27 protein-coding genes are annotated in these 24,835 nt (G+C 61.6%); 16 read left to right on the top strand and 11 right to left on the bottom strand.

All coding sequences use genetic code 11. From position 1 onward, the window contains the following. Nucleotides 1–14 precede the first annotated feature (14 nt). The 5 genes from AS026_RS19305 (at nt 15) to AS026_RS19285 (ending at nt 5,203) form a co-directional block, all read left to right on the top strand. Nucleotides 15–776: a sugar phosphate isomerase/epimerase family protein gene (locus tag AS026_RS19305; RefSeq protein WP_025660688.1), complete on the top strand. Its 762-nt coding sequence runs from the start codon at nt 15–17 to the stop codon at nt 774–776. Nucleotides 777–784: 8 nt separating this feature from the next. After that, nucleotides 785–1,918 carry a Gfo/Idh/MocA family protein gene (locus tag AS026_RS19300; protein ID WP_018854740.1) on the top strand — a complete coding sequence of 378 codons (1,134 nt, stop codon included), beginning with the start codon at nt 785–787 and terminating at the stop codon, nt 1,916–1,918. Nucleotides 1,919–1,985: 67 nt separating this feature from the next. Then, nucleotides 1,986–3,017 (top strand): L-glyceraldehyde 3-phosphate reductase, encoded by a 1,032-nt coding sequence (gene mgrA, locus AS026_RS19295; RefSeq protein WP_062371138.1) that lies wholly within the window; start codon nt 1,986–1,988, stop codon nt 3,015–3,017. Nucleotides 3,018–3,113: 96 nt separating this feature from the next. After that, nucleotides 3,114–4,727, top strand: a complete 1,614-nt coding sequence (locus AS026_RS19290) for a glycoside hydrolase family 43 protein (protein ID WP_025660686.1) — start codon at nt 3,114–3,116, stop codon at nt 4,725–4,727. Between the two features lie 164 nt (nt 4,728–4,891). Then, entirely contained in the window at nt 4,892–5,203 is a 312-nt protein-coding gene (locus AS026_RS19285) for an RcnB family protein (protein ID WP_062371135.1), read from the top strand. A 141-nt stretch (nt 5,204–5,344) separates the two neighbouring features. Here the strand turns inward: AS026_RS19285 and znuA are convergent, their stop codons facing one another. After that, complete coding sequence (gene znuA / locus AS026_RS19280; protein ID WP_062371133.1) at nt 5,345–6,331, bottom strand: zinc ABC transporter substrate-binding protein ZnuA; 987 nt, start codon at nt 6,329–6,331, stop codon at nt 5,345–5,347. A gap of 101 nt (nt 6,332–6,432) precedes the next feature. On the opposite strand from znuA, the gene AS026_RS19275 reads away from it, so the two are divergent. From AS026_RS19275 to AS026_RS42070, 7 genes are all read left to right on the top strand, one after another. Beyond that, nucleotides 6,433–7,353, top strand: a complete 921-nt coding sequence (locus AS026_RS19275; protein WP_062371125.1) for an ATP-binding cassette domain-containing protein — start codon at nt 6,433–6,435, stop codon at nt 7,351–7,353. Beyond that, the gene (gene znuB / locus AS026_RS19270) at nt 7,346–8,155 is read left to right on the top strand and encodes a zinc ABC transporter permease subunit ZnuB (protein WP_062371122.1); all 810 of its coding nucleotides are present in this window, start codon (nt 7,346–7,348) and stop codon (nt 8,153–8,155) included. The genes AS026_RS19275 and znuB overlap by 8 nt, the downstream gene beginning before the upstream one ends. Further along, nucleotides 8,152–8,550, top strand: a complete 399-nt coding sequence (locus tag AS026_RS19265) for a Fur family transcriptional regulator (RefSeq protein ID WP_016554263.1) — start codon at nt 8,152–8,154, stop codon at nt 8,548–8,550. The genes znuB and AS026_RS19265 overlap by 4 nt, the downstream gene beginning before the upstream one ends. Before the next feature lie 110 nt (nt 8,551–8,660). Beyond that, nucleotides 8,661–8,873, top strand: a complete 213-nt coding sequence (locus AS026_RS19260) for a hypothetical protein (protein ID WP_062371120.1) — start codon at nt 8,661–8,663, stop codon at nt 8,871–8,873. Next, nucleotides 8,867–9,100 carry a hypothetical protein gene (locus AS026_RS19255; RefSeq protein WP_062371118.1) on the top strand — a complete coding sequence of 78 codons (234 nt, stop codon included), beginning with the start codon at nt 8,867–8,869 and terminating at the stop codon, nt 9,098–9,100. Before AS026_RS19260 ends, AS026_RS19255 begins: the two co-directional genes overlap by 7 nt. 10 nt (nt 9,101–9,110) lie before the next feature. Then, nucleotides 9,111–9,314: a hypothetical protein gene (locus AS026_RS19250; protein ID WP_062371115.1), complete on the top strand. Its 204-nt coding sequence runs from the start codon at nt 9,111–9,113 to the stop codon at nt 9,312–9,314. Then, nucleotides 9,311–9,463 carry a hypothetical protein gene (locus tag AS026_RS42070; RefSeq protein ID WP_160330119.1) on the top strand — a complete coding sequence of 51 codons (153 nt, stop codon included), beginning with the start codon at nt 9,311–9,313 and terminating at the stop codon, nt 9,461–9,463. The genes AS026_RS19250 and AS026_RS42070 overlap by 4 nt, the downstream gene beginning before the upstream one ends. Before the next feature lie 4 nt (nt 9,464–9,467). On the opposite strand, the gene AS026_RS19245 is transcribed toward AS026_RS42070, so the two are convergent. Together AS026_RS19245 and AS026_RS19240 are read right to left on the bottom strand one after the other, a co-directional pair. Further along, complete coding sequence (locus AS026_RS19245; protein ID WP_018854751.1) at nt 9,468–9,995, bottom strand: gamma carbonic anhydrase family protein; 528 nt, start codon at nt 9,993–9,995, stop codon at nt 9,468–9,470. Between the two features lie 11 nt (nt 9,996–10,006). Then, a complete protein-coding gene (locus AS026_RS19240) occupies nt 10,007–10,702 on the bottom strand; it encodes a fumarylacetoacetate hydrolase family protein (protein ID WP_062371113.1) in 696 nt (231 codons plus the stop codon). A gap of 193 nt (nt 10,703–10,895) precedes the next feature. Between AS026_RS19240 and dusA the strand changes: the two genes are divergently transcribed. Next, nucleotides 10,896–11,894 carry a tRNA dihydrouridine(20/20a) synthase DusA gene (gene dusA, locus AS026_RS19235; protein WP_205634479.1) on the top strand — a complete coding sequence of 333 codons (999 nt, stop codon included), beginning with the start codon at nt 10,896–10,898 and terminating at the stop codon, nt 11,892–11,894. Between the two features lie 80 nt (nt 11,895–11,974). Here the strand turns inward: dusA and AS026_RS19230 are convergent, their stop codons facing one another. The 6 genes from AS026_RS19230 to AS026_RS19205 all read right to left on the bottom strand — a co-directional run bounded on the left by AS026_RS19230 (nt 11,975) and on the right by AS026_RS19205 (nt 19,607). Continuing rightward, on the bottom strand, nt 11,975–12,187 hold the full coding sequence (locus AS026_RS19230) for a cold-shock protein (protein ID WP_007533154.1): 213 nt from the start codon (nt 12,185–12,187) through the stop codon (nt 11,975–11,977). A gap of 432 nt (nt 12,188–12,619) precedes the next feature. Next, nucleotides 12,620–12,823 carry a hypothetical protein gene (locus AS026_RS19225; RefSeq protein ID WP_018116365.1) on the bottom strand — a complete coding sequence of 68 codons (204 nt, stop codon included), beginning with the start codon at nt 12,821–12,823 and terminating at the stop codon, nt 12,620–12,622. 145 nt (nt 12,824–12,968) lie between these two features. Then, the gene (locus AS026_RS19220; RefSeq protein ID WP_062371108.1) at nt 12,969–13,364 is read right to left on the bottom strand and encodes a hypothetical protein; all 396 of its coding nucleotides are present in this window, start codon (nt 13,362–13,364) and stop codon (nt 12,969–12,971) included. A gap of 1,359 nt (nt 13,365–14,723) precedes the next feature. After that, nucleotides 14,724–17,630: an excinuclease ABC subunit UvrB gene (uvrB, locus tag AS026_RS19215; RefSeq protein WP_062371105.1), complete on the bottom strand. Its 2,907-nt coding sequence runs from the start codon at nt 17,628–17,630 to the stop codon at nt 14,724–14,726. A 158-nt stretch (nt 17,631–17,788) separates the two neighbouring features. Continuing rightward, nucleotides 17,789–18,172, bottom strand: coding sequence for a VOC family protein (locus AS026_RS19210; protein WP_018854757.1), 384 nt, complete (start codon nt 18,170–18,172; stop codon nt 17,789–17,791). A 277-nt stretch (nt 18,173–18,449) separates the two neighbouring features. Beyond that, nucleotides 18,450–19,607 carry a Dyp-type peroxidase gene (locus tag AS026_RS19205; protein WP_245307553.1) on the bottom strand — a complete coding sequence of 386 codons (1,158 nt, stop codon included), beginning with the start codon at nt 19,605–19,607 and terminating at the stop codon, nt 18,450–18,452. Nucleotides 19,608–20,511: 904 nt separating this feature from the next. Between AS026_RS19205 and AS026_RS19200 the strand changes: the two genes are divergently transcribed. The 3 genes from AS026_RS19200 (at nt 20,512) to gltS (ending at nt 23,269) form a co-directional block, all read left to right on the top strand. Then, a complete protein-coding gene (locus AS026_RS19200) occupies nt 20,512–20,949 on the top strand; it encodes a VOC family protein (protein WP_025660675.1) in 438 nt (145 codons plus the stop codon). Nucleotides 20,950–21,127: 178 nt separating this feature from the next. Next, entirely contained in the window at nt 21,128–21,787 is a 660-nt protein-coding gene (locus tag AS026_RS19195; protein ID WP_025660674.1) for a dihydrofolate reductase family protein, read from the top strand. A 276-nt stretch (nt 21,788–22,063) separates the two neighbouring features. Continuing rightward, the gene (gene gltS / locus AS026_RS19190; protein WP_025660673.1) at nt 22,064–23,269 is read left to right on the top strand and encodes a sodium/glutamate symporter; all 1,206 of its coding nucleotides are present in this window, start codon (nt 22,064–22,066) and stop codon (nt 23,267–23,269) included. 197 nt (nt 23,270–23,466) lie between these two features. On the opposite strand, the gene AS026_RS19185 is transcribed toward gltS, so the two are convergent. After that, nucleotides 23,467–24,381 (bottom strand): conjugal transfer protein, encoded by a 915-nt coding sequence (locus AS026_RS19185; RefSeq protein ID WP_245307552.1) that lies wholly within the window; start codon nt 24,379–24,381, stop codon nt 23,467–23,469. Further along, complete coding sequence (locus AS026_RS19180; protein WP_029867532.1) at nt 24,374–24,574, bottom strand: hypothetical protein; 201 nt, start codon at nt 24,572–24,574, stop codon at nt 24,374–24,376. Before AS026_RS19180 ends, AS026_RS19185 begins: the two co-directional genes overlap by 8 nt. Between the last annotated feature and the right edge of the window lie 261 nt (nt 24,575–24,835).

The following is a 24,835-nucleotide window of genomic DNA, read 5'->3' as shown; positions in this document are numbered from 1 at the left end:
CCCGAGGAGGAATGATGACGAAACTGAGTTTCCAGCTTTACAGCGCCCGTAACTTCCAGCCCTATTCGGCGATCTTTGAAAAGCTCGGCAAGGCCGGCTATCAGGAAGTCGAAGGTTTCGGCGGCATCTATGCCGACCTCGATGATGCCGGCCTGAACAGCCTGCGTGCCGAACTCGACAAGAACGGTCTTGTCATGGCCAGTGGCCATTTCAGCCCCGATTTCCTCGACGGCGAAGTCCAGAAGTCGCTGAACATTGCAAAGGTCCTCGGCATGGACTCGATCTATGCGCCGCATCTCGCCGCCGAGCAGCGCCCGACCGATGGTGCCGGCTGGCTGGCCTTCGGCAAGCGGCTACATGAGATGGCAAAGCCCTACAAGGATGCCGGCTATGAGTTCGGCTGGCACAACCACGACTTCGAATTCGTGAAGCTCGCCGATGGCTCACTGCCGATCGAACGCATCTTTGAAGGCGCTCCTGACATTTCCTGGGAAGCGGATATCGCCTGGGTCGTTCGCGGTGGTGCTGACCCGTTCGCATGGATCGAAAAGCTCGGATCGCGCATCACCTCGGCTCACGTCAAGGACATTGCGCCGGCTGGCGAGAACAGGAACGAGGATGGTTGGGCAGATGTTGGCCACGGCACTCTGCAGTGGGCCAAGCTCATCGCTGCACTCAAGAGCACCAAGACCAAGCACTACGTCGTCGAGCATGACAACCCGGCCGATGTCGACCGCCTGATCACGCGCTCGATCGCATCCTTCAAGACTTATTGAGGCATATCATGACCAAGGAACTTGGCGTCGGCATCATCGGATGCGGCAACATCTCCACCACCTACTTCTCACTCTCTCCGCTTTTCAAGGGTCTGAAGGTCCTGGCCTGCGCCGATATCAACGTGCAGGCTGCCCAGGCCCGCGCCGAGGAATACGGCGTAAAGGCGCAGACGATCGATGAGCTTCTCGCCAATGACGAGATCGACGTCGTCGTCAACCTGACGATCCCGGATGCTCACTTCCCGGTTTCCAAGGCGATCCTTGAATCCGGCAAGCACGTCTATTCGGAAAAGCCGCTGGTTCTCACCCTCGAGCAGGGTGAAGAGTTGCGCCGCATTGCCAAGGAGAAGAACCTCTCCGTCGGCTGCGCGCCGGATACCTTCCTCGGCGGCGCGCACCAGCTTGCCCGCAAGTTTATCGACGACGGTGGCATCGGCCGCGTCACCTCGGGCGCGTGCTACGTCATGAGCCCGGGCATGGAGATGTGGCATCCGAACCCGGACTTCTTCTTCCTGCCCGGCGGCGGCCCGATCCTCGATCTCGGTCCATACTACATCGCCAACCTGATCAACCTAATCGGTCCGGTGAAGCGCGTCGGCGCGATGACCTCCATGGCGTCCGAGACCCGCACCATCACCAGCCAGCCGCGTCATGGCGAGACCATCCCGGTCAAGACGCCGACGACGATCCAGGCGATCCTCGAATTTGTCAGCGGCGCGACTGTCACGCTGACGGCGAGCTGGGATGTCTGGTCTCATCGCCACGCCAACATGGAGCTCTATGGCACCGAGGGCTCGCTTTACGTGCCGGATCCGAACTTCTTCGGCGGCGTCGTCGAGGCCAGCGGCAAGGACAAGGACATCAAGCCGGTCGAAGGCTGGGAACATCCCTTCGGTATCTTCAACCAGGAGAGCCCGCAGGGACCGCGCGCCAACTACCGCACGGCGGGTCTCGCCGACATGGCGATGGCGATCATCGAGGGGCGCGATGCGCGTTGCTCGCTCGATCGCACGCTGCACGGCGTCGACGTCATGACTTCAATCCTGAAGTCGGGCGAGGAAGGCCGTTTCATCGAGCTGACGACGACCTGCACGCAGCCGGCCGCACTCGGCATCGAAGAAGCGCAGGCGCTCTTGAAGTAAGCGACCAAAGGACTATGGTCCGGCGCGGGCGACAAGCCCGCGCTTTTTCGCTTAAAGGATCAGAATTATGAGCTGGCAACCGGCTTCCGACCGCTATTCAAAGATGAAGTATAACCGCACAGGCCGTTCCGGCCTGAAGCTGCCTGCGGTATCGCTCGGCCTCTGGCACAATTTCGGCGGCGACACGCCGCATGACCGCAAGATCGACATGTGCCGCACGGCCTTCGATCTCGGTATCACCCATTTCGACCTCGCCAACAACTACGGCCCGCCTCCTGGCAGCGCCGAAACCGCCTTCGGTGAAATCCTGCGCACTGAATTTTCAGGCCTGCGCGACGAGTTAATCATCTCGTCCAAGGCCGGCTACGACATGTGGCCGGGTCCCTACGGCGAATGGGGCAGCCGCAAGTATCTGATCGCGTCGTGTGACCAGAGCTTGAAGCGCATGGGTCTCGACTACGTCGATATCTTCTATTCGCATCGTTTCGATCCGGATACCCCGCTCGAGGAAACCTGCGGCGCGCTCGATCATATCGTCCGCTCCGGCCGGGCGCTCTATGTCGGCATCTCGTCCTACAATTCGCAGCGCACCCGGGAGGCTGCCGCTATCCTGAAAGATCTCGGGACGCCGTGCCTGATCCATCAGCCGAGTTATTCGATGCTCAACCGCTGGGTCGAGGACGACAAGTTGCTGGATACGCTTGACGAGGCCGGCATGGGGTCGATCGTGTTCTCGCCGCTGGCGCAGGGTATGCTGACGACCAAGTATCTCGGCGGCATCCCGCAGGATAGCCGTGCTGCCCAGAACCACTTCCTCAAGAAGGACTTCATTCGTCCTCAGATCATCGACAACATCCGCAAGCTCAATGAGATCGCGGAGCGTCGTGGCCAGACGCTGGCGCAGATGGCGATTGCCTGGGTTCTGCGTGGCGACCGGGTGACGTCGGCGCTGATCGGCGCGAGCCGTTCGTCGCAGATCGTCGATTGCGTCAAGGCGCTCGACAATCTCGAATTTACCGCCGCTGAGCTCAAGGAGATCGATGTCTATGCCCGCGAGGCCGACATCAATCTCTGGGCAAAATCTGCGGAACGCGAATAAGCCGAAGCGCCCGGACTCGGTGCTCCGGGCGTTTCTCCTATCATTTTTTGATGTACGTGCGGCAAGCCGCGCATATTTCAGGGAGGAGACTTCACCATGATCCGCAACCCGATCCTGCCGGGCTTCAACCCCGATCCATCCATTTGCCGCGTTGGGGACGACTACTATATCGCCACCTCGACGTTCGAATGGTATCCCGGCGTCCAGATCCATCATTCGCGCGATCTTGTGAATTGGACGATGGTCCGGCGTCCGCTCGAGCGCAAGTCGCAACTCGACATGCGCGGTAATCCCGATAGCTGCGGCGTCTGGGCTCCCTGTCTTTCTTATGCCGATGGGCTGTTCTGGTTGGTCTATACCGACGTCAAGCGCTTCGACGGCAACTTCAAGGATGCACATAACTACATCGTGACTTCGCCAACCATTGAGGGCGAATGGTCGGAGCCCGTCTACGTGAACTCTTCGGGCTTTGACCCGTCCCTGTTCCACGATGAGGACGGCCGCAAGTGGTTCATGAACATGCAGTGGAATCATCGCACCGAGAGCTTCGGCGGTGCGCCGAAGTCGCCGGCCTTCGATGGCATTCTGCTGCAGGAATGGGATGCGGCGACCAGGTCGCTGAAGGGGCCGATCAAGAACATATTCGCCGGCAGTTCGCTCGGCCTCGTTGAGGGACCGCATCTTTTCAAACGGAACGGCTACTATTACCTGACGACCGCCGAGGGCGGCACCGGCTACGACCATGCTGTCACCATGGCCCGTTCGCGCACGATCGACGGTCCCTATGAGATGCATCCGAACAAGCACCTCATCACGTCAAAGGATCATCCCGAAGCCATTCTCCAGCGAGCAGGGCACGGCCAGTATGTCGAAACGCCCGATGGCCAGGTCTATCACACGCACCTCTGCGGTCGCCCGATGCCGCCGAAGCGCCGCTGCACGCTCGGTCGCGAGACCAGCCTGCAGAAGTGTGTCTGGAAGGAGGACGGGTGGCTTTACCTCGAGAACGGCAGGGTTGTTCCCGATGTCACCGTGCCGGGACTGGCCGGCGCTGTGCCGGTCGAGAAGCCTGTGCGCAGCGAATACAGCTTCGACGGTGGAAAGCTGCCTGATGATTTCCAGTGGCTTCGCACGCCACAGCCGGAGCGCATTTTCAACCTTACCGATCGGGCAGGACACCTGAGGCTGATCGGGCGCGAAAGCATCGGTTCGTGGTTCGAACAGTCTCTTGTCGCCCGTCGTCAGGAGCACCACAGCTTCAGGGCGGAGACGGTCGTGGAGTTTGATCCCGACACCTACCAGCAGGTTGCCGGCCTGACGCATTACTATAACAGGCACAAGTTCCACGCGGTCGCCGTGACCCTCCACGAGAAGCTGGGACGGTGCGTCACCATTTTCTCCTGCAATGGCGACTATCCCCACAGCCGTCTCGACTTCCCGGTCGGCAGCGGCGTTGCGGTGCCTGCCGAAGGGCGCGTTCAGCTTTCCATGGAAATCCGCGACAATGACCTGCAGTTCTTCTGGCAGACGGAAGGCAAGGGGGCCTGGCAGCCGATCGGGCCTGTGCTGGATGCCGGTGTGGTCTCCGACGAGGGCGGACGTGGCGAGCACGGCTCGTTCACCGGTGCATTCGCCGGCGTTTTCGCCTTCGATACGTCGGGTCGCGCAAAGACCGCGGATTTCGATTGGTTCAATTACGAGGAACTATGATCGAACCAGCGACATCGCCTGAAATTGCGGGCGATGTCGCATTTGCTAATTTAATAGATGCTTTTAAACACTTGTTTTCATTACGTAAGTTTAATCAAACTTTCAGTTTCGGTTCATCATTTTGGACCTAGGTTCTGGGCGTATTCAACACGAGGAACCTCCCAATGAAAAAGCTCACCACCGTCCTTCTCGCTACTGCTGTGCTCGCTGCTCCGCTGCTGGCAACGACCGAAGCGAGCGCCCAGGATCACCGCCGGCCGGTCGTCGTGGAGCGCGACGTTCACGTCACGAAGTACAACTGGAGCCGCGGCCATCGCATGACGCCTACCGAGCGCCGCCATATGCGTGACGTGCGCGACTATCATCGCTACCGCCTGTCGGCTCCGCCACGCGGCTATCGCTGGGTGCAGGTCGACAACGACTTCCTGCTCATCGGCTCGGTCAACGGTGTGATCGCGAACATCGTCATTCGCTAAACGCTGACGTCACCATGTGAAAAGGGGGCTTTAATGCCGCCCTTCTGATTCAATCAGACGCCAATTGCAGGCTTCCGTAGGACGCTGTGCGCGTGGCCAGAACTAGTGAAGGGCGGGGGTTCCGCACCCGCCCCTGCAATCTCAGCTTTCTCGCGCGAGGCAGTCCTTCATGCTGTTGGCAATGCCGAGCATGAGGTTGGGATAGAGGTCCGCGCCGGCCTCGAGCGTGGCGGCCTCCGGATCGAGGACACCGGCCTTCGCCTTGGTCCCCTCGATGACCACATCGACCAATCGCGGCTGGAACTGCGGTTCGGCGAAGACGCAGGTGGCGCCAAGTTCGCCGACCTTCTTGTGGATCTCCGCAATGCGTTCCGCGCCGGGGATCGTTTCGGGGCTGACGGTGATCGAGCCCGCGACCCGTACATGATAGCGGTTCTCGAAATACTGGTAGGCATCGTGGAAGACGATGAACGGCTTGTCCTTCACCGGTGACACGATGCCGGCGATTTCCTTGTCCAGCGCGTCGAGGCTGTCGTCCAGCGTCTTGGCGTTGGCCTGGTAGGTGAGGGCATTGGCGGGGTCGGCTGCGACGAGGGTGGTGGTGATCTCGGAGGCCATCGCCTTGGCATTCTGCGGATCGAGCCAGAGATGGGTGTCGAAAGTCCCGTGATCGTGGCCCTGATCGGTGTCGGCACGGGCGTGATCGTGTCCATCGCCGTCATGATGATCTTCACTGTCATGGTTGCTGTGGTCGTGCGGTTCGAAGGCGCCGCCCTCACGGAACTTGAGCTTGGTCAGGCCGGGCGCCTTGTCGAGCTCGGCGACGACGGCATCAGACCCGATCGCCTCCAGCGGCTTCTCCAGAAACGTTTCAAGCCCGGGACCGACCCAGAACACCACCTTGGCGTTTTGCAGCGCGCGCGCGTTTGACGGCTTCATATTGTAGGTGTGGGGCGAGGCGGCGCCATCGACGATCAGTTCGGGTGTGCCGACGCCCTGCATGATCGCCGATACGAGCGAGTGAACCGGCTTGATCGAGGTCACCACGACAGGCGCATCCGCCGTTCTGCCCGCCTCGGCAAAGAAGATGGCGGGAATTGCGAGGGTAAGGGCCGTCGCGAAATTCATCGGTGTACTCCGCTTGAATTGCAGTTGTAATGTTATTACATCAATTGCGTTATGCTATAACGTGTGCGATAGCAAGTCGCAACAGCACATTCGGAAAAATGATGTTCCCTCCCGCAAATTCCGAAGCGAAGCCATTGGTCTCGCTTTCCAACGTCGGCGTCCAAAGAAGCGGCCGCTGGCTCGTCCGGGGCGTGGATTTCTCGGTCTCGCGCGGCGAGATCGTGACGCTGATCGGCCCCAATGGCTCGGGCAAATCGACCACCGTCAAGACGGCGATCGGCGTGCTGAAGCCCGATGAGGGTACGGTTGAACGCGCCGACGGCCTCAAGGTCGGTTATGTGCCACAGAAGCTTGCGGTCGATTGGACGCTGCCGCTCACCGTACGCCGACTGATGACGCTGACCGGACCGCTCTCCGAAGACGACATGACCGCCGCGCTCGAAGCCGTCGGGCTTTCACATATGCTCGGCGCCGAAGTGCAGCATCTCTCGGGCGGCGAGTTTCAGCGGGCCTTGATGGCGCGGGCGATTGCGCGCAAGCCTGATCTCCTCGTCCTCGACGAACCCGTTCAGGGCGTCGATTTCTCAGGCGAGATCGCGATCTACGACCTGATCCAGTCGATCCGCAACTCGACCGGCTGCGGCATCCTGCTGATTTCGCACGACCTGCATGTCGTCATGGCGGCGACGGATACGGTCATCTGCCTCAACGGCCATGTCTGCTGCCGCGGCACACCGCAGGCGGTGACGCAGAGCGCCGAATATGTCCGCCTCTTTGGTAGCCGCGCTGCGCAGGCGCTTGCCGTCTACAGCCATCACCACGACCACACGCATCTGCCGGATGGCCGTGTGCTGCATTTCGATGGCTCCGTCACCGATAACTGCCATCCTGATGACGGCCACCATCATGGCCACGAAGGGCACGACCACGCCCACCACAACCACGCCGGTCACAGCCACGATCATCATGCTGACGATCATAGCCATGATCACAAACAGCCCGCAGGAGAGCGCCATGTTTGACGATTTCTTCGTCCGCGCGATCCTTGCAGGCGTCGGGCTTGCGCTGACGACCGGCCCGCTCGGCTGTTTCATCATCTGGCGGCGTATGGCTTATTTCGGCGATACGATCGCCCACTCGGCCCTGCTCGGCGTCGCGCTCTCGCTGCTCCTGCAGTTCAACCTGACGCTTGCCGTGTTCCTCGTCGCGGCTACCGTGTCGATCCTCCTGCTGTTCCTGCAAAAACGCCAGGCGCTGTCTGCGGATGCGCTGCTCGGTATTCTGTCGCACGCGACGCTGGCGATCGGTCTCGTCATGGTCGCCTTCATGAGCTGGGTGCGCATCGACCTCATCTCTTTCCTGTTCGGCGACATCCTTGCGGTCTCGAAGACGGATATTGTCATGATCTGGGGCGGCGGCAGTCTCGTTTTGGCGGCGATCGCCTGGCTCTGGCGACCGCTTCTGGCCTCCACGGTCAACCCCGAGCTTGCCGAGGCCGAGGGACTGCAGCCGGAGCGGGCGCGGCTGTTTTTCATGCTGCTGATGGCTGTTGTCATCGCAATCGCCATGAAGATCGTCGGCATCATGCTGATCACCTCGCTGCTGATCATCCCGGCGGCCGCGGCGCGCCGTTTCGCCTCGACGCCTGAGGTGATGGCGGTCTTCGCCTCGCTGATCGGCGCCGTCGCCGTGGTCGGCGGGTTGTTCGGTTCGCTGACCTACGACACGCCCTCCGGCCCCTCGATCGTCGTCGCGGCCCTGATCCTTTTCATTCTGAGCCTGCTGCCGAGGCGCGGGCGGGCCTTGGAAGGACAACGTTCATGAACGCACCTGCTTTGACCAAGAACCAGGCTCTCGTTTTCGAGGTACTCGAAAAGGCGGACGGACCGCTGAGCGCCTATACGATCCTCGACAAGCTGCGCGATCATGGTTTTCGCGCGCCACTGCAGGTCTACCGCGCCCTCGAGAAGCTGCTCGAGTATGGCGTGGTGCACCGGCTGGAAAGCATCAACGCCTTCGTCGCCTGCGCCCATCCGGACCAGAACTGCCACAGTCACGGCATCGTCGCCTTCGCGATCTGCGAGAGCTGTGGGCATGTCATGGAGTTCCACGACCACGAGGTCGATCACCGCCTCATGGACTGGACGCGCGGCAAGAAGTTCAAGGCAGAGAAGACCACGATCGAGATTCGTGGTCTGTGTGAGGCGTGTGCCGCTTAGGCCTGACCGCTGCAACCTAATTCTCTCTATGGTTGCTGATTATTTTTTATGTAAGGATTGATTGTATTTGTAGCTGGTTTATGATGTTCGGCGGGGCTGGGGACCCACACATGCCGAAACGTCATCTATCTTTGCTGATATTGGCAATTCCGCTCAGCGGATGCTCCATCTTTGCGCCTGTTTACAACGAGGCCGTCTATACGAAGCTTGACGGCGCACATTCGAGCCTGACGAAAATGGAAACCACGGTGGAGACGAAAGCGCCGCAACGTGCCCGCTATCGTGACGTGAGCCATATTACATCGAAGCTCTCGCCATGGTGAAGGACGCGGGCGATATCGCAGGGCGGCGCACGGCTTATCTCCAGGGCAAACCATCTGCGCGCGCCGCCCAGCTCGTGGCCGACAACATCGAGCGCTGCCGGCAGGCGATCGAAGCTTCCCGGGCGAACTTCGAGGCCAAGGGTCAGCGGGCCAACGAAACGGACAATATTACGATCGTTCAGAACACCTGCGGCATCGCCAGAACGATGGAAGGGTCATTGAAATAGGGGGGCAGCCATGTCTGTTGACGCGAATTTCGCACCGGAATCTGCCGAAGAACTGCTTGAAGGCCTGCTGTCCGTCGCTGCCGCGACGGCAAAGGGCCAATGGACCGCCATTCGCGACGAGATGACCTACCAGCTGGGTTTCATCGCGCAGAAGACCGCCAAGGTCATGGCGCAGCTTGCGGCGAGACGATCACCGTCAAGTCTGCTGACTTGACGCTGCATCTTCTCGAACTCAATCTCAACAGCGCGTTGGCCGAGTTTGAATTCCTCCTTTATGTCGCCGCGCAGAAGATCCTGAACGCCGTTTTCGATCTCGTGAAGACGGCCGTCAAGAACGTGACCGGCGTCGGTCTGCTGTTCTAACAGTTCAGAGTGGGCGCAAGTCCCGCGCGAAACGTTGCCAGTTTCCGACATATTTTTCGGCTGAGCGGCGTAACCCGGCGATCGCCGCCTCGTCCAGGGTGCGGACCACGCGCGCCGGCGAGCCGACGATCAAGGAGTTATCCGGAAACTCCTTGCCCTCGGTGATCAACGCATTTGCGCCGACGAGGCAGTTGTTGCCGATCTTGGCGCCATTCAGCACCGTGGCACCCATGCCGATCAGGGAATTGTCGCCGATCGTGCAGCCGTGGACGATGGCGTGATGACCGATGGTGCAGCCTTCGCCGATCGTTACGGGAAATCCCGGATCGGTATGCAGCATCGCGCCTTCCTGGATGTTCGTCGCCGCGCCGACGGTGATCGGCTCGTTATCGCCGCGCAGCACTGCACCGAACCAGACGCCGACGTCGACGCCAAGTAACACCTGACCAATGACATGGGCATCCGGGGCGATCCAATAGTTGCCTGATGGCGGCAGGTCCGGCATCAATTCGCCAAGCGCGTAGACAGGCATGACGTCTCCCCTCAGGCCACGTTGATCGACAGCGTGGAAATGCCGTCGATGCCGCAATCGATGCGGTCGCCCTTCTTTACGGCGCCGACGCCTGCCGGCGTACCGGTCATGATGACATCGCCCGGCGCCAGGATGAAGAGTCTCGAGAGTTCGGCAATGATCTCAGGCACCTTCCAGATCATCTGGTTGAGGTCGCCATCCTGGACGCGCTTGCCGTTCAATTCCAACCAGATCCGGCCCGCCGAGGGATGCCCAAGTTGGCTTGCCGGGACGATAGGCGACACCGGTGCTGAATATTCGAAGGCCTTGGCGACTTCCCAGGGGCGGCCGAGCTTCTTCGCCTCGGCCTGTAGATCGCGACGTGTGAAATCGATGCCGACGGCGTAGCCATAAATACAGTCGAGCGCCTTGTCGGCGGCGATATCTTGGCCGCCGGCTTTTAGCGCCAGCACACACTCGACCTCGAAATGCACATCGCTGGACAGCGGCGGGTAGGGGAAGTCCTTGCCTGCGGGCAGCAGATTGTCGGCGTTCTTCTGGAAAAAGAACGGCGGCTCGCGGCTCGGGTCATGGCCCATCTCGATCGCATGGTCGGCGTAGTTACGCCCGACGCAGTAAACGCGGCGTACCGGGAACGCCTCGGCTGTGTCTTCGACGGGAAGCAGGACGGGATGCGGAAGCGGGATGACGGTGGCGGGAAGGGACATTGCACGCTCTTGCTGTTCGTGAGTCCTGACATCTTAGACGGAAAGCAACGGCGGGGGAACGCGTGGTTCGACAACGCAGCATCATCATCGCCTTGCATCCTGACATGGCTGCCTTGCGTGAGGAAAACTGGCGTTTTGCCTGCCTTTACGCTATGAGCGCGGCATGACGACATCCAATTTCTACGCCGAGGTCCTGACGTCGGGCCAGCCGATCTTCGCGATTGCGCCGATGATCGACTGGACCGATCGCCATTGCCGCTATTTTCACCGGCAGATCAGCCGCAATGCGCTGCTCTACACGGAAATGGTGGTGGCCGACGCGATCATCCATGGGCCGCGCGAACGGCTGCTGTCCTTCGACGGAGCGGAGCATCCGGTGGCGCTGCAGCTCGGTGGGTCGGATCCGGCGAAACTTGCCGAGGCGGTTCGGATCGCTGGCTCTTACGGCTACGACGAGATCAATCTCAATGTCGGCTGTCCCTCGGACCGGGTGCAGTCAGGCACCTTCGGCGCTTGCCTGATGCTGACACCGGAGACGGTGGCGGTCTGCGTGGCGGCGATGAAGGCGGTGGCCGACGTGCCTGTCACGGTGAAGTGCCGGATTGGTGTCGACGACCAGGATCCGCAAGCGGCTCTGCCCGATCTTCTCGACCGTGTGCTCGATGCCGGTGCCGACGCCGTCTGGATCCACGCCCGAAAGGCCTGGCTGAAGGGCCTGTCGCCGAAGGAGAATCGGGAAATCCCGCCGCTCGACTACGAGATCGTCTACCGCATGAAAGAGGCGCGGCCCGATGTCTTTATCGGCATCAACGGCGGCATCCAGACGCTGGACGAGGCGGCTGATCATTTGAACCACGTCGACGGCATCATGCTCGGGCGTGCGGCCTACCAGAACGCCGCGATTCTTGCCGATGTCGACCATCGCTTCTATGGCGCGGTTGCCGACGAAGCTGACTGGGGCGATATCCGCGGCCGGATGATGGCTTATGCCGAGCGCCATATCGCCAACGGCGGGCGGCTGCAGCAGGTGGCGCGGCACATGGTCGGGCTGTTTACGGGGCTGCCTGGCGCGCGGCGCTACCGACAGATTCTCTCGACCGACGCGGTCAAGGCGGGAGCGGGCCCCGAGGTGATCGCAGCCGCCTTTGCGGCGGTGGATTTCGAGGGCGCGCGGGAAACGGTCAGTGCCTAGGGCGACGCTATGACCGGCCAAACGAAAAACGGCGCCCCTTGCGGAGCGCCGTTCTCTTCCCTGCCGAAGCAGAGAATGAATTAGTTAGCCGAGATGTTGACGGCCTTCGGGCCCTTGCCCATGCGGTCCGGCTCGGTGTCGAAGGTGACCTGCTGGCCTTCGCGCAGCGACTGGATGCCAGAAGCCTGGAGCGCGGAGATGTGGACGAAAACGTCCTTCGCGCCGCCTTCCGGCGTGATGAAACCAAAACCCTTGTCCTGGTTGAAGAATTTTACGGTGCCCTTGGTGGCCATTGGGATAGTCCTTTTCCCTTAGTCTGTTTGGTATCCATCCCCCGCGAGAGGAAACGGACGGCTTTAGCTTTCGCGCTCCCTCATCAAAATTCAGCGCGCGAAGGGTCAGTCGAGTAGTTCACGAACGGGGAAAGAACGTCTACGTACGCGGGTGTCCCCCACGCTGCCTTCCTGCCGGAAAGCTTTACCACATCAGTCCAGTCACCGGCATGCAAATGCCCGAGAGCCGCATTTGGTGACAGCATTCGAAGCAAAAGGCAAGCGGCAATATTGTGGCACCAGAATCGCCGGAGCGGGAATCGCCAAAGATTCAGACGCTTGACGAATTGTAAGCATTCACAGCCACTGCTGTGCCGTTTCCGGAAACTGTGCCGGAACGGCACCGCCGCGCTCCTTTGGCCCCTCGGCCGTGACCGCCTCGAGCGCGCAATCCTAGCGGGCAGCGGCGCTGGCGAGCTTGTGCTGCACGATGTCGGCGCTGCCGCGCACATGCGACACGACGGGCTTGCCGCTGGCATCGGTGACGGCATAGGCGACAATGGTGACGTCTTCCTCGAAGGAGGAAACGTAGATGACCTGCTCGGGGTTGATATAGATCGTGTTGTTGTGGGTGTTCCTGAAGCCGACGAAGGCCATGCAATGTCTCCTTATGCGCTGCCGGGGCAGGTATGCCACCCAGGGGTTGAAGCAAGTTTAACGGGCGGCGCTGCCGAAGAGGATGCCTTGCAGTCCGGTGCGAGATCGTCCGACACGAGCACGCGCCGCCGTACCGCTCCGGCGGTCATCGCCGGAAACGTGTTTTCCAGCTCCACGCGGCGGGCGCTTGGCCGGCCCTGATCCTGTCGATCGCGTCGAGGCCGCGATGGGCGCGATGGCCGGGCGGCAGGGCGTGGCGGACGATCTCGGTCACCGCCTGGTGATACTCGGACGGCTTGTCGATCAGCAGCCGGTAGAGATTGCCGAAATGGCCGGACTGCGCCGCCTCGTAGACGCTGGCGGCGAAATCGAAGAACTCGTCATGCGCCTTCCGCTCGTCCTCGGTCAGCATGGTGTAGCAGAGCGGCAGCCTGTTGTGGGTGAAGACGAGCAGGCAGGATCGCGTGCGGCGGCAATTGCGCACGCCGCAGACCCTCGCCGGCAGGCTGAGCATCTCGGCGGCGCGCGGCTTTGCCTTCACGCGGCTGGTTTCGCCCGTGGTTTGATCCTGGCATCGGTTTGCCGGCCCGTGCGGGCGACAGGGTTCGGACGGGGCGCTCGAAAGAGCCTCATCTGAAAAGTGTAAGATGGCGCTGTCGAGCACCTCATTCGGCGGTTTATGCCCTCAACTCCGGTCCCTCTGCCGCCTTGCCCGAGGAAGCTTCACTTCTCCTGGGGGCCATGTGTGCCACAAATGGCACGTCCGGGGCTCAACTCGACGCCGCATTCGCGCGATCGCCGCCGTCCCCGGAGGGAGACCATTTTCTGCGGACCCGGTGCATGAGGTTTTGCGTCCTTCCCTCACACCCGCGCCGGTCCCGTCTCGCCGCAACGCCTTGCGGTGTATCCGTGACGGGACGAGAGGGATGATGGCATGGGTTGGGAGGGGTGGGGATGAATTTCGAGTAGAATTTCACCTAACGTGTAAAAGGAAAGAAAGTAGGCCCATCAAATCATGCGCGTAAATTTGCTCACATGCGCTGATCTCCGCACTTCTCAATGCGGGCCTCTATTGCGGAGGCCCGCTCGTGTGCCGATAGGACCGGCTAACGGACCTTGCTGAACTCGGCTATAATATCATCCACGTTGATCTCGCTCAGTTTACTAAATAGTAATTCTGGAGATATTACATCAATATGATCCGCTCCCAAACGTTGGACCCGCGGAGGCTGGAGTTTTCCGGCTTGTGTCAGGGGGGCGGGCTGGTTGCGCCTCCCGGATTCATCAGTGCGATCGGGACCTTGTTGCCGATCGCACCATGTGGCCGAACCATCACTTCCAGGTCGCCGTGTTCTCGTCATGCATGATCCTTGTGGTTGAAAAAGTCAAACACACCACCAGAGATAAAACCAGGTTTTGCACAGCCTGCATTAGAACTGCTTTGGAGAAATATTACCACGTGAGGTCGACGAGTTTGTTCGCTTAAATGGCTTTGCGGGTTCTCGCTTTCGTCATGCCGGGCTTGACCCGGCATCTAGTGGCGCCGCGTCTGCGGTGCAAAGTGTCTCCACGCTCAAGGATTTGAGCGCGGTGGACCCCGGATCAGGTCCGGGGTGACGGTGTAGAGCGTGCCGTTGCGCTGCGAAGTCAGGATGTAGACGTAGCCCTTCATGAGCGGATGATGCGTGTTCCTGAGATAGAATGCAATCAGCGGTGGCCGTCATGCCGGACTTGATCCGGCACCCAGCGGCGCGATGTCCATCGCGCGGAGATTGTTGTTGTTTGCTGATTCATTCACCGCGCGGACGCGCGGTTGCTGGATCCCCGATCACCCGATCAAGTCCGGGATGACGGGAGTGTGGGTGGTGGCGCGACAGACGGAATGGTCTGGCCGAGGCGATCACTGCCCAGGCCGCCCCGTCTTGCCCTTCGTGCGCCCCTTGCGCTTCTGGTCCACCGGATCTTCATAACTCCCCACGCCCGCCTTGCCGCGCACAAGCGGCCTGACGTCGTCGCGCTCCGGCTGGCCTTCCAGCAGCGGTGAGAAGCGCTTCGTGCCCTTGGCGGCGTCGGGCTTGTCCGGCAGGTGGCCGGCGACCGGCTTTTCCGTGCGGCCGACGGTCATTTCGTCGAGGCTGTTGCGGCGGAAGAGGCTCTTGCCAGCGGGGTCGGCGACGTCGCGGCCCATATCGTCGAGATCGGGTTTGCGGAAGAGCGGGGTTTCGGTGTCGGTGCCGGGGCCCATGTCGTCGAGGCCGGGCTTGGCGAAGAGCGAGCCGCCGCCTGCGGCCGGCTTGCCGCTCTTCTTGCCGCTGCCTTCCTGCGAGCGGGCTTCCTCGCGTGCCATCGGGTCGTCCATGACCGCGAGTTCGGCGGCCTTGAGGCGCTTGATCTCGTCGCGCAGGCGGGCGGCCTTCTCGAAGTCGAGGTCGGCGGCGGCGTCGCGCATCTGCTTTTCCAGCGCGTTGAGATGGGTCTGCAGGTTGCCGCCGACGAGGTTGCCGCCATCGGCAAAGCCCTTGCCCGAGGCGCCCGATATGTCGGCGCGGACGTGGTCGCGTTCGTAAACCGAGTCGAGGATGTCCGAGATCTTCGCCTTGACGCTCTCCGGCGTGATGCCGTGTTCCTCGTTGTAGGCCACCTGCTTTTCGCGGCGCCGCGCGGTCTCGTCCATGGCGCGCTGCATCGAGCCGGTGATGTTGTCGGCATAGAGGATGACCTTGCCGTCGACGTTACGCGCGGCGCGGCCGATCGTCTGGATCAGCGAGGTCTCGGAGCGCAGGAAGCCTTCCTTGTCGGCATCGAGGATGGCGACGAAGCCGCATTCGGGAATGTCGAGGCCTTCGCGCAGAAGGTTGATGCCGACGAGCACGTCGAAGGCGCCGAGGCGGAGGTCGCGGATGATCTCGATGCGCTCCAGCGTGTCGATGTCACTGTGCATGTAGCGGACGCGGACGCCCTGTTCGTGCAGGTATTCGGTTAGGTCCTCGGCCATGCGCTTGGTCAGCACGGTGCAGAGGGTACGGTAGCCCTTGGCCGCGGTCTCGCGGATTTCGCCGAGCACGTCGTCGACCTGGCTGCGGGCGGAGCGGACCTCGACGGGAGGGTCGATCAGGCCGGTCGGGCGGATGACCTGCTCGGCGAAGACGCCGCCTGACTGGTCCATCTCCCAGCCGCCGGGGGTGGCCGAGACGGCGATCGTGTCGGGGCGCATGGCGTCCCATTCCTCGAAGCGCAAGGGACGGTTGTCCATGCAGGAAGGCAGGCGGAAGCCGTATTCGGCGAGCGTCGCCTTGCGGCGGAAGTCGCCCCGGTACATTCCGCCGATCTGCGGGATGGTGACGTGGCTTTCGTCGATGAAGACGATGGCGTTGTCGGGGACGTATTCGAACAGCGTCGGCGGCGGGTCGCCGGGGTCGCGGCCAGTGAGGTAGCGCGAATAATTCTCGATACCCTGGCAGGAGCCTGTCGCTTCCAGCATTTCGATGTCGTAGCGGGTGCGCTGTTCCAGGCGCTGGGCTTCCAAGAGACGGCCGGCCTTCTCGAGTTCAACGAGACGGAGCTTCAGTTCCTCCTTGATCGACTTGATGGCGGCGTTCAGCGTAGGGCGCGGGGTGACGTAGTGCGAATTGGCGTAGATCTTCACCGATTTCAGGTCGCCGGTCTTGGCGCCGGTCAGCGGGTCGAACTCGGTGATGGCGTCGATCTCGTCGCCGAACATGGAGATGCGCCAGGCCGCATCTTCCAGGTGGGCCGGGAAGATTTCGATGGTGTCGCCGCGGACGCGGAAGGAGCCGCGCTGGAAATCCATGTCGCGGCGCTTGTATTGCTGGGCGACGAGGTCGGCGAGCAGCTGGCGCTGGTCGAGGCGGTCGCCGACGTTCATCTGGAAGGTCATGGCGGTATAGGTTTCGACCGAGCCGATACCGTAGATGCAGGAGACCGAGGCGACGATGATGCAGTCGTCGCGCTCGAGCAGCGAGCGCGTCGCCGAGTGGCGCATGCGGTCGATCTGCTCGTTGATCGAGGATTCCTTCTCGATATAGGTGTCGGAGCGCGGGACGTAGGCTTCCGGCTGGTAGTAGTCGTAGTAGGAGACGAAGTACTCGACCGCGTTGTCGGGGAAGAAGTTCTTGAACTCGGAATAGAGCTGCGCGGCGAGCGTCTTGTTCGGCGCGAGGATCAGGGCCGGGCGCTGGGTTTCCTCGATCACCTTGGCCATGGTGAAGGTCTTGCCGGAGCCGGTGACGCCGAGCAGGACCTGGCTGCGGTCGCCATTGCCGAGGCCCTCGACGAGGTCCTTGATGGCAGTCGGCTGGTCGCCGGCGGGCTGATATTCGCTGTTCATGCGGATCGAGATGCCGCCTTCGGACTTGTCCGGCCGGGCGGGGCGGTGCGGCGTCCAGATCTTGCCGTTCTTGTGCAGCGGGTTGCCGCTCTCGATCAGCGCCGACAAAGCCTCGACAGTGGCGGTGACGGCGGTGCCGGCCTGCAATGAGGCGGCTTCCTCCAGCGTCGTGTCCATGCCCGCCACCGGATTGAGGCCGGCGGCCGCACGGGTCTTCGGATCGGTCGAGCCGCCCATCGACGTGCCGCGCGCCGACTTCGAGGCGGCGATTTCGACCTTCTTGCGGTGCTTGCCGGCCTTCGAGGCGATCTGGCGTTGCGTCTCGACACTTGACGCCTCAGCATCGGCCTCCAGCTGCTTCACCCAGTCGGCAACGGAACCGGACAGGGGAGCCTCGGACGACTGCGGGACTTCCTCGAAGCCAACAGGGGCGGCGGATTTCTTCGGAGTTTTGGCCATGGGCGGAATATGGCGAGAGTCACCGCGAAAGTGAAGGGGCAAAGAGTACTGATGGGGGAGCGACGCGTGACGTGGCGGGGGTGCCGCGTCCAGGCGGCGTCGAAGCCACCCGGTCCTGATCATCGGCGTTACGGCTGCTTGCGGATATCAGGTCGGCGTCATCCGCGTGCCGGCTGAAAGAGCTCAACGGAATTTCCGGAGGGATCAATCAGCAGGATCTGCGACCCGCCCGGTCCGGTGACGATCTCGTTGCGGAACTGGACGCCGGCACCGCGCAGGCGCGCCACTTCCGCCGACAGATCGTCGACGATCAGATGGATGCGGTTCCAACCGCCAGGGCGGGGCAGTTCGCCGTCCGGCATCGGCCGTCCCGCGGAACTGGTCGGTCCGCTGAGCAGCAGCCGCAGCGCTCCACGCCGCACATCCGCGAAGGCGGGAGCGTAATTCGTCAGAACGGAAAAGCCGAGATGCGTCGTGTACCAGGCGATGGCTGCCTCGACATCATCGACCATGTAGCGGACATTGACTGTGGTTTCCGCCATGTCCTCCTCCCGATGTTGGGCGGCCAACGGCGGCGTCGGTCGCCGTCACACGTAACCGCCAATTGTCTCACCAGGAAAACTGTCGCGGCCCTGAGAAAAGGGAAGCCCGTCGCGGCAGATGATGTGCGCCTCATTTGCATGCGGGCTGTATAGTGGCTGATAAGCTTGGGCGTCTGGGACGTCGGGTGCGAACACGCACTCGGTCTCGCTCTTGCGGCTCACCCCTGCCACGGGCACAGGGTGAGGAGTGTTCGATGCGTAAACGGGAACCGACCGGCTAGGGGAGGCTGCGAAAGAAGGCCAGCGACGGCATGAAGAAGTATTCGCCGCCCTTCATGGTCACTGCCTGCGGCGGTGCGGTCGTGGTGGTCATCGTCGAGCCGCCCCATTGCGCCGGACAATGGATATCGGGGCGCGGGTTGGGGCTCTGGCCGATCACCAGGTCGAGACCGGGGCTGCCGGCGCCTGCGGGCACCCGGGGAAAGCCCGGATTGTTTGCCCATGTCCCTTGCGCAAATTCGAACTGCTGCGCGATGTTTGCATTGAAGGCCATGAACAGCAGGCCGACATCCTTGCTCGGCTTGTTGTCGATCCGGCCGTCATTGGGCTGGTCGGTGCGCACGCCGTAAGTCTGGCCGCACCGCGCCATGATGTGCAGGCGCTCGCCCTCGACCGGCTCGAAGCCCCCGGAACCGCGCGGGTTGACCTTGCGGATATGGCCGAAGAACGGACACTTGGCGCCGTCCGGATCGCTGTCGTAGTTGAAGTCGTTGGGAACGGGATGGTGGTTGCCGTCGGTGAACTGGGTCGTCAACGGCGTGCCGTCCTCGAAGCGGCCGACCAGCATGGCGCCGGCTCGCTCGGCGTCGTCGCCCCTCAGATGCAGCCGCTTTGCCAGCGCCTTCTCCTGCTTCTTGAACAGCTTGACGTTCTGCTCGAGCTTGCGGAATACGAAGTAGCTGCCGAAATGCCTCGTCGGATCGGGCGCCGAGGTGTCCGGGATGATGACGCGGTTCAGCCCGAAGGCCGGATCCCAGTTACTGGTGCCGTTGGCGGTTAGCCGCTCGTCGTTTATTTCCTCGGTGAGAAACAGCGGCTGGCTTGCCCCGTCGACGTAGCCGAAGTGCTCGATGCCGTCGCCGTTCTTGTTGTGCAGACCGTGGCCCTTTTCCTCGCCGAGGATCTGAACACCGTGCGCGGCCTGGATCAGTTGATGGACTGCGGCAAGAGCCCGGGTGCGCGGCCCGGACATCTGGTCGCCGACCAGGATGACGGCGTCGATGACGTCGCGGAAATGTGGATCCCAGTTCGCCGGAGCCGGGTCGTTCAGCGCGGCGTTCTTCATGCCCGCCAGGAACGAGCCGTCCTGCGGGATCGTCGGGTCTGGGACTTGCAGGGGCCGTGTAGCCGTGGCGCGTGATGCCGACTCCGACATAGGGGGTCCCCTTGGTGCCGTTGGCCTTGAACGCCTTGACCTCCATCAAGTGAGTCCGCGCGGATTTCAGGAGCGGCGCGCCGGCCGGTGGCTGCGACAGCGATTTCAGCAGGGCCCGACCTCCGGCCGGGTCGGTGAATTTCAGGAACAGGACGGTCAGGAATTCGCGGGTGTGCGCCTTGACGATGTTCGGTTGGAGCTCGTCGAGCATCACCGCTGCGTCTCCTGCCGCGCTCTCCCACGAGAGCGGCTGGGTAAGATCAAAAGGCATGGCTTCTCTCCACAGGGCTTGTCGGCCTAGGATGTCAATGCGCATGGCGGTAACTGTTCAGACCGACGATTGATCTACTGTTGTCTTCAATATGTCTGAGGTCTCAGGCTATCGTTCTTTCGCAAGCGGCATCATCGCCGCCAGACAGCTGACGGGCGCTTTGCCGGTATCGATCTATTTATGCTTGCTTATCTTGGTTGCGCGATTGCAACCTGTATATGTATCTCACAAAATACCTTTTGTCGCAATAACTGTTTATAACTAGAGCCTTGGCGGAAACTTCCGTACCGAAATTGGGGCGTTCGCTTTGTAGTAATCGCTCCGGTTGTAGCCGCGTGCATCAACTGGCGGCGTTTGCTGTTGAGGTGCGGATGGAACGAGAGTGATTGCAGGACGCCTCGTCATCGGCTTCCGGTCACTTCGCCCAGTCGACGACGCCCGACAGGATAGCGCCTTACAGGTTCGATTTTATCTCAGACGGTTGTCGGCACGTCGCATGGGCGATCGTCCTTGGAGTGTAAGAGCCGTTTGAAAGCCGGGTGGCGTTTTGAGGCCGTCCGGATTCAAGCGTCTGACGCGGACAGTACTAGGCGACACCTTGTAGATTGGAACGGCACCTTGGAGATTGGAAGCATGGCGCTCAAGCGGATGGATAATGTAGGAATCGTCGTCGAAGACCTTGGAGAGACGATTGAATTCTTTCACGAGCTCGGCCTCGAGCTCGAAGGGCGGGCCACGATCGAGGGAGAATGGGCCGGACGTGTCACTGGACTGGCCGATCAGCGTGTCGAGATTGCCATGATGCGCACACCCGATGGACACAGCCGGCTTGAGCTCTCCCGCTTCCTTGCACCTGATGTCGTCGCAGATCACCGGAACGCCCCGGTCAACGCCCTAGGCTACCTCCGCGTCATGTTCGCCGTGGACGACATCGATGAGACGCTTGAAAGGCTCCGCAGGCGCGGCGCGCAACTCGTGGGCGAAGTCGTCCGGTACAAAGATATATATCGGCTCTGCTATATCAGGGGGCCTGAAGGGGTTCTCATAGGGCTCGCCCAAGAACTCAGCTGAGCGCAATACGAAGACAAGACTAATGTCAGCGAGCGAGTCCGAGGCAGGCCCAGTGTTCGAGATCCATCCCGCCATGGCCGGCCGCGTTCTCGCCAAGAGCGATTAAGTCGTCAACACCGGCCGGCTCGCTCGAGAAAGCCGCCGTCAGCAACCTAATCGGCCACAAAGGAGAACAGGCATGAGGAAGATCATCACTGGTGCATTCGTCAGTCTCGACGGCATCATGCAGGCGCCGGGCGGTCCGGACGAGGACCCGATCGGCGACTTCAGGTATGGCGGCTGGGCCGCTCCCTATTTCGACGAGGCGATGGGCGAGACCGTGGGTGAGATGTTCGCCAATCCTTTCGATCTTTTGCTCGGCCGCAAGACCTACGACATCTTCGCCGCGCACTGGCCCTATGTCGCGGCCGACGACCCGATCGGTCCACTTTTCGATCGGATCACCAAATATGTCGCGACCCGCAAGCCGGACTTTGTGCCCAGCTGGCAGAACAGCCAGGTGCTCGGTGCCGATGTGGTCGGCGCGCTCAAGGCGTTGAAAGGCGGCGATGGACCGCACCTATTGACACAGGGGTCAACCGACTTCCTGCAGACGCTTTTCAAGAACGACCTGGTCGACGAGCTGAATATTTCATTCTTTCCCGTCGTGCTCGGCAAGGGCAAGAAGCTGTTCGGTGACGGCGCCTTTCCGGGCAAACTGAAGCTCGTCAGCTCGCGGGTTTCGGGCTCCGGCGTTACTGCGAACAAGTATGTTCGTGACGGCGACATCGTCACCGGCTCGTTCGAATTCGAGCAGCCGACTGCGGCCGAGCTCGAGCGACGCAAGAACCTGACCTGAGGCAATAGCCGGGTGGTGCGGCATAGGCTGGGCGAGGAGCGGCGGCAATGCATCGCTCTTCGTCTTCCATGCACGCCCTTTCCAAAGGTGAGCATGAAGGTTCAAGGATTCCAAAATGCGGCGTAGCGGCAGAAGTCCCTGAGGTTGGGATGCCGCGGCTGTTTTCCCTGCCAGTATCGCGCGTATTTTTCTGGCTCAATCCCGCGTCGTGTGCCAGATTTCCGGCAGCAAACCGTCGCCGCGGCAGACGTGGCGAATCTTGGGGAAGGGTGGCGCGTGGCGGCAATTCAGGTTCCGGGGCTACTGTCTTTCACGATTGCAATTCTGGTGTTCTTTGCTGGGGCAACTCTGAACCGTCTTTTCCCCGTTCTGACGCGGTGGAGCATTCCGGAGGCGGTGACAGGCGGGATGCTTGCGGCGGCGGTGACGCTCCTCGCATACACGCTGTTCGACATCGAGATCAGCTTCGCGCTTCAGGCACGCGATCTGCTGCTTCTCTATTTCTTCACAGGTATCGGTCTCAACGCCCGGCTCACCGATCTTGCCGCCGGCGGCAGGCCTTTTCTGATCCTTCTGGTCATAACGGTCGCCTTCCTGATCATCCAGAATCTGACGGCCATTGGAACAAGCGCGGCGCTCGGCCTGCCCAGGGGCATCGACATTCTGCTCGGCTCGATTTCGCTCATTGGCGGACACGGCACAACGATCGCTTGGGCTCCAATCGTTTCGAGCCGCTTCGGGGTCACCAACGCCATGGAAGTCGGCATTGCCAGCGCAACGCTTGGCCTTGTCATCGCCAGCCTTATCGGCGGGCCGATCGCACAGCGACTGATCGCCCGATACCACCTGAGCGGACCGGCGAACGAAGAGTTGACGATCGGGGTGTCGCATAAGTCAGCGCGTGAACATGACGATGAGGTCAGCGCGGTCAGCCTGTTGAGGACATTGTTCGTCACCAACATCGCGATCCTGACGGGATATGCTTTGGAGGAGGTGATCGAGGAGACCGGCTTCAAGCTCCCGCTTTTCGTCGTTTGCCTTCTGGTGGCCATCGTGATGACCAATGTCGTCCCGTTGGCGGCTCCACGCCTGCCATGGCCGACGCGGAGCCGTGCGCTGTCGCTGATATCCGATCTTTCGTTGAACGTGTTTCTCTCGATGTCGCTGATGAGCATGCAGCTCTGGGCCTTGAGCGGCCTTGGGCTCTCGCTCATCCTGGTGCTCGGGGCGCAGACGTGCGTGACCGTCATCTACATCCTTTTCGTCGTGTTCCCGGCGATGGGGCGGAACTACGACGCTGCAGTGATTTCCGCCGGCTTTGGCGGTATCGCGCTAGGCGCCACACCGACGGCTATCGCCAATATGACAGCGGTCACCAAGATTCACGGTGCCTCCAGCATGGCGTTCATCATTCTGCCGCTCGTTTCCGCCTTCTTCATCGACCTGATAAACGCGGCAGTCCTTGGCTATCTTGTCCAATAGGGACTGACGACGCAGCGCTGGTCCTCGGCGTCGTCAGGCATTCCGCGGATCGGGGCCCGCTGCTACACGATGACCGGCATCAGGAAGGCGACGAATTCGGATTGCTTTGCGCCTGCTGCGTTCTTCTCCTCCAGACGGGGGAATGTCCTCTCTCGTGTTGCCCTGGTTGCCGCCGAGGAGCGTTACCGTCGTGCTGGTCAAGGAGACCACGAAGCCGACATGGCCGTTTCCCGTTGCCCAGCTCGCGTCGGAGAAGGGGGCGTAGCGGGGAACCGCGATCGCGCCTGGTTGCGGGCTTGAAGGACATGAAACTGCTTCTTCTTGTTCCAGAAGAGGGAGCGGGCGCCCGGATGGTCGGTGCCCATGTGCCCACTCGTGACAAGGCAGTAGTTGACGAAGGCGGCGCACCAATCGACTTCGTCGCAACCATCAACCTCGAACCATGGGGCGCAGACCTTGAAATAGTTCAGGATGCGCGGGTTCTCTCCGGGATCAGGCCATTGGTTGCGTTCATGTGCGGGAAGGGCAGCTTCCCGGCGAGCAATGGCCATCCAGTTCTGCGTGGCCGACGCCGCCGCCGACGCCACGCCGATGGCCGCGCCTGCGCCGATCAGCGGCGCAGGCGGTCCGTTCGGCCTGATTGTGCCAGGTTTCCAGCCCTCGACGACCTGGATGAATTTCGCGATCTTGCGGAAGTCGTCCATCTTGAGGTCGGCGAGAACCGCCGTCAGCGCAATGCCGGTCTTGCCACGGATGAACTTGGCGTAGTCTTCGGATTGGTTCTCGTTCGGCGGCGCATAGCGGAAGATTGCCTGCTTGAGGGTGAGCTTGATGTAGGCGGTCGTTCTCAGCAGGGCGATGATCGCCGCCTTCCCGCTCTCCTCGTCGGAAAAGATCGCGAAGCTGCCGTCATCGCCGATGGCGCCGCAATTGATCGAGAAGTCGCCCTTGCGGATATTGCCGGCGTTGCAATTGCGCCAGGAGCGCGAGCCGACTTCGCGGATTTCGTCACGCCCGTCCGCGTCGGTATAAAGGATCGTTTTCGGCGCGATCGCGCGGGCGTGGAAGAAGGGTCCATGCGCGCCTGCTGGCGCCGGGGCAGGGCTATCCATGTTGGCAACGGGCGGTGTGCTCGGCATAGTCTCGCTGAGCTGGGCTCCGTCCGATGCGGAAAGGCAAGGGCTCGTAGGTAACGGTATAGCTGCCATCGGCATTGGCGATCGAACCGACCTTCATTTTCGCCTGCGCGAGTGCGGCAAGCAGGCCAGCCAGACTGGATTTGTTGATATCTGTGATCGTGTCCATGGCGCGTCCCCTCCGGCAGACGTCTGGTGAGGCCATCCGGACCGGCGATGCGCGGCAGTGCCTTGCGTTGCAGCGTATCGGACTGTCAATCTGCGGATGCCTTCCCTATTAGGCGCACAGCTTTGGAGGAATTGACACGAATCAACATCAATCATGGATTGTGCTTTTGAGGCTGGCTGACGGGCATCGATTTCAGTTACCGGACGTGCATGAGGCGACAAGATGGGGTAACCCCTTGCGGAGCAGAAAATTGGCGATACA

This window comes from Rhizobium altiplani (assembly GCF_001542405.1).
GTDB lineage: Bacteria > Pseudomonadota > Alphaproteobacteria > Rhizobiales > Rhizobiaceae > Rhizobium > Rhizobium altiplani.
Note: the sequence above shows the minus strand (reverse complement) of the source record. Positions and strands in the feature narration are given on the sequence as shown.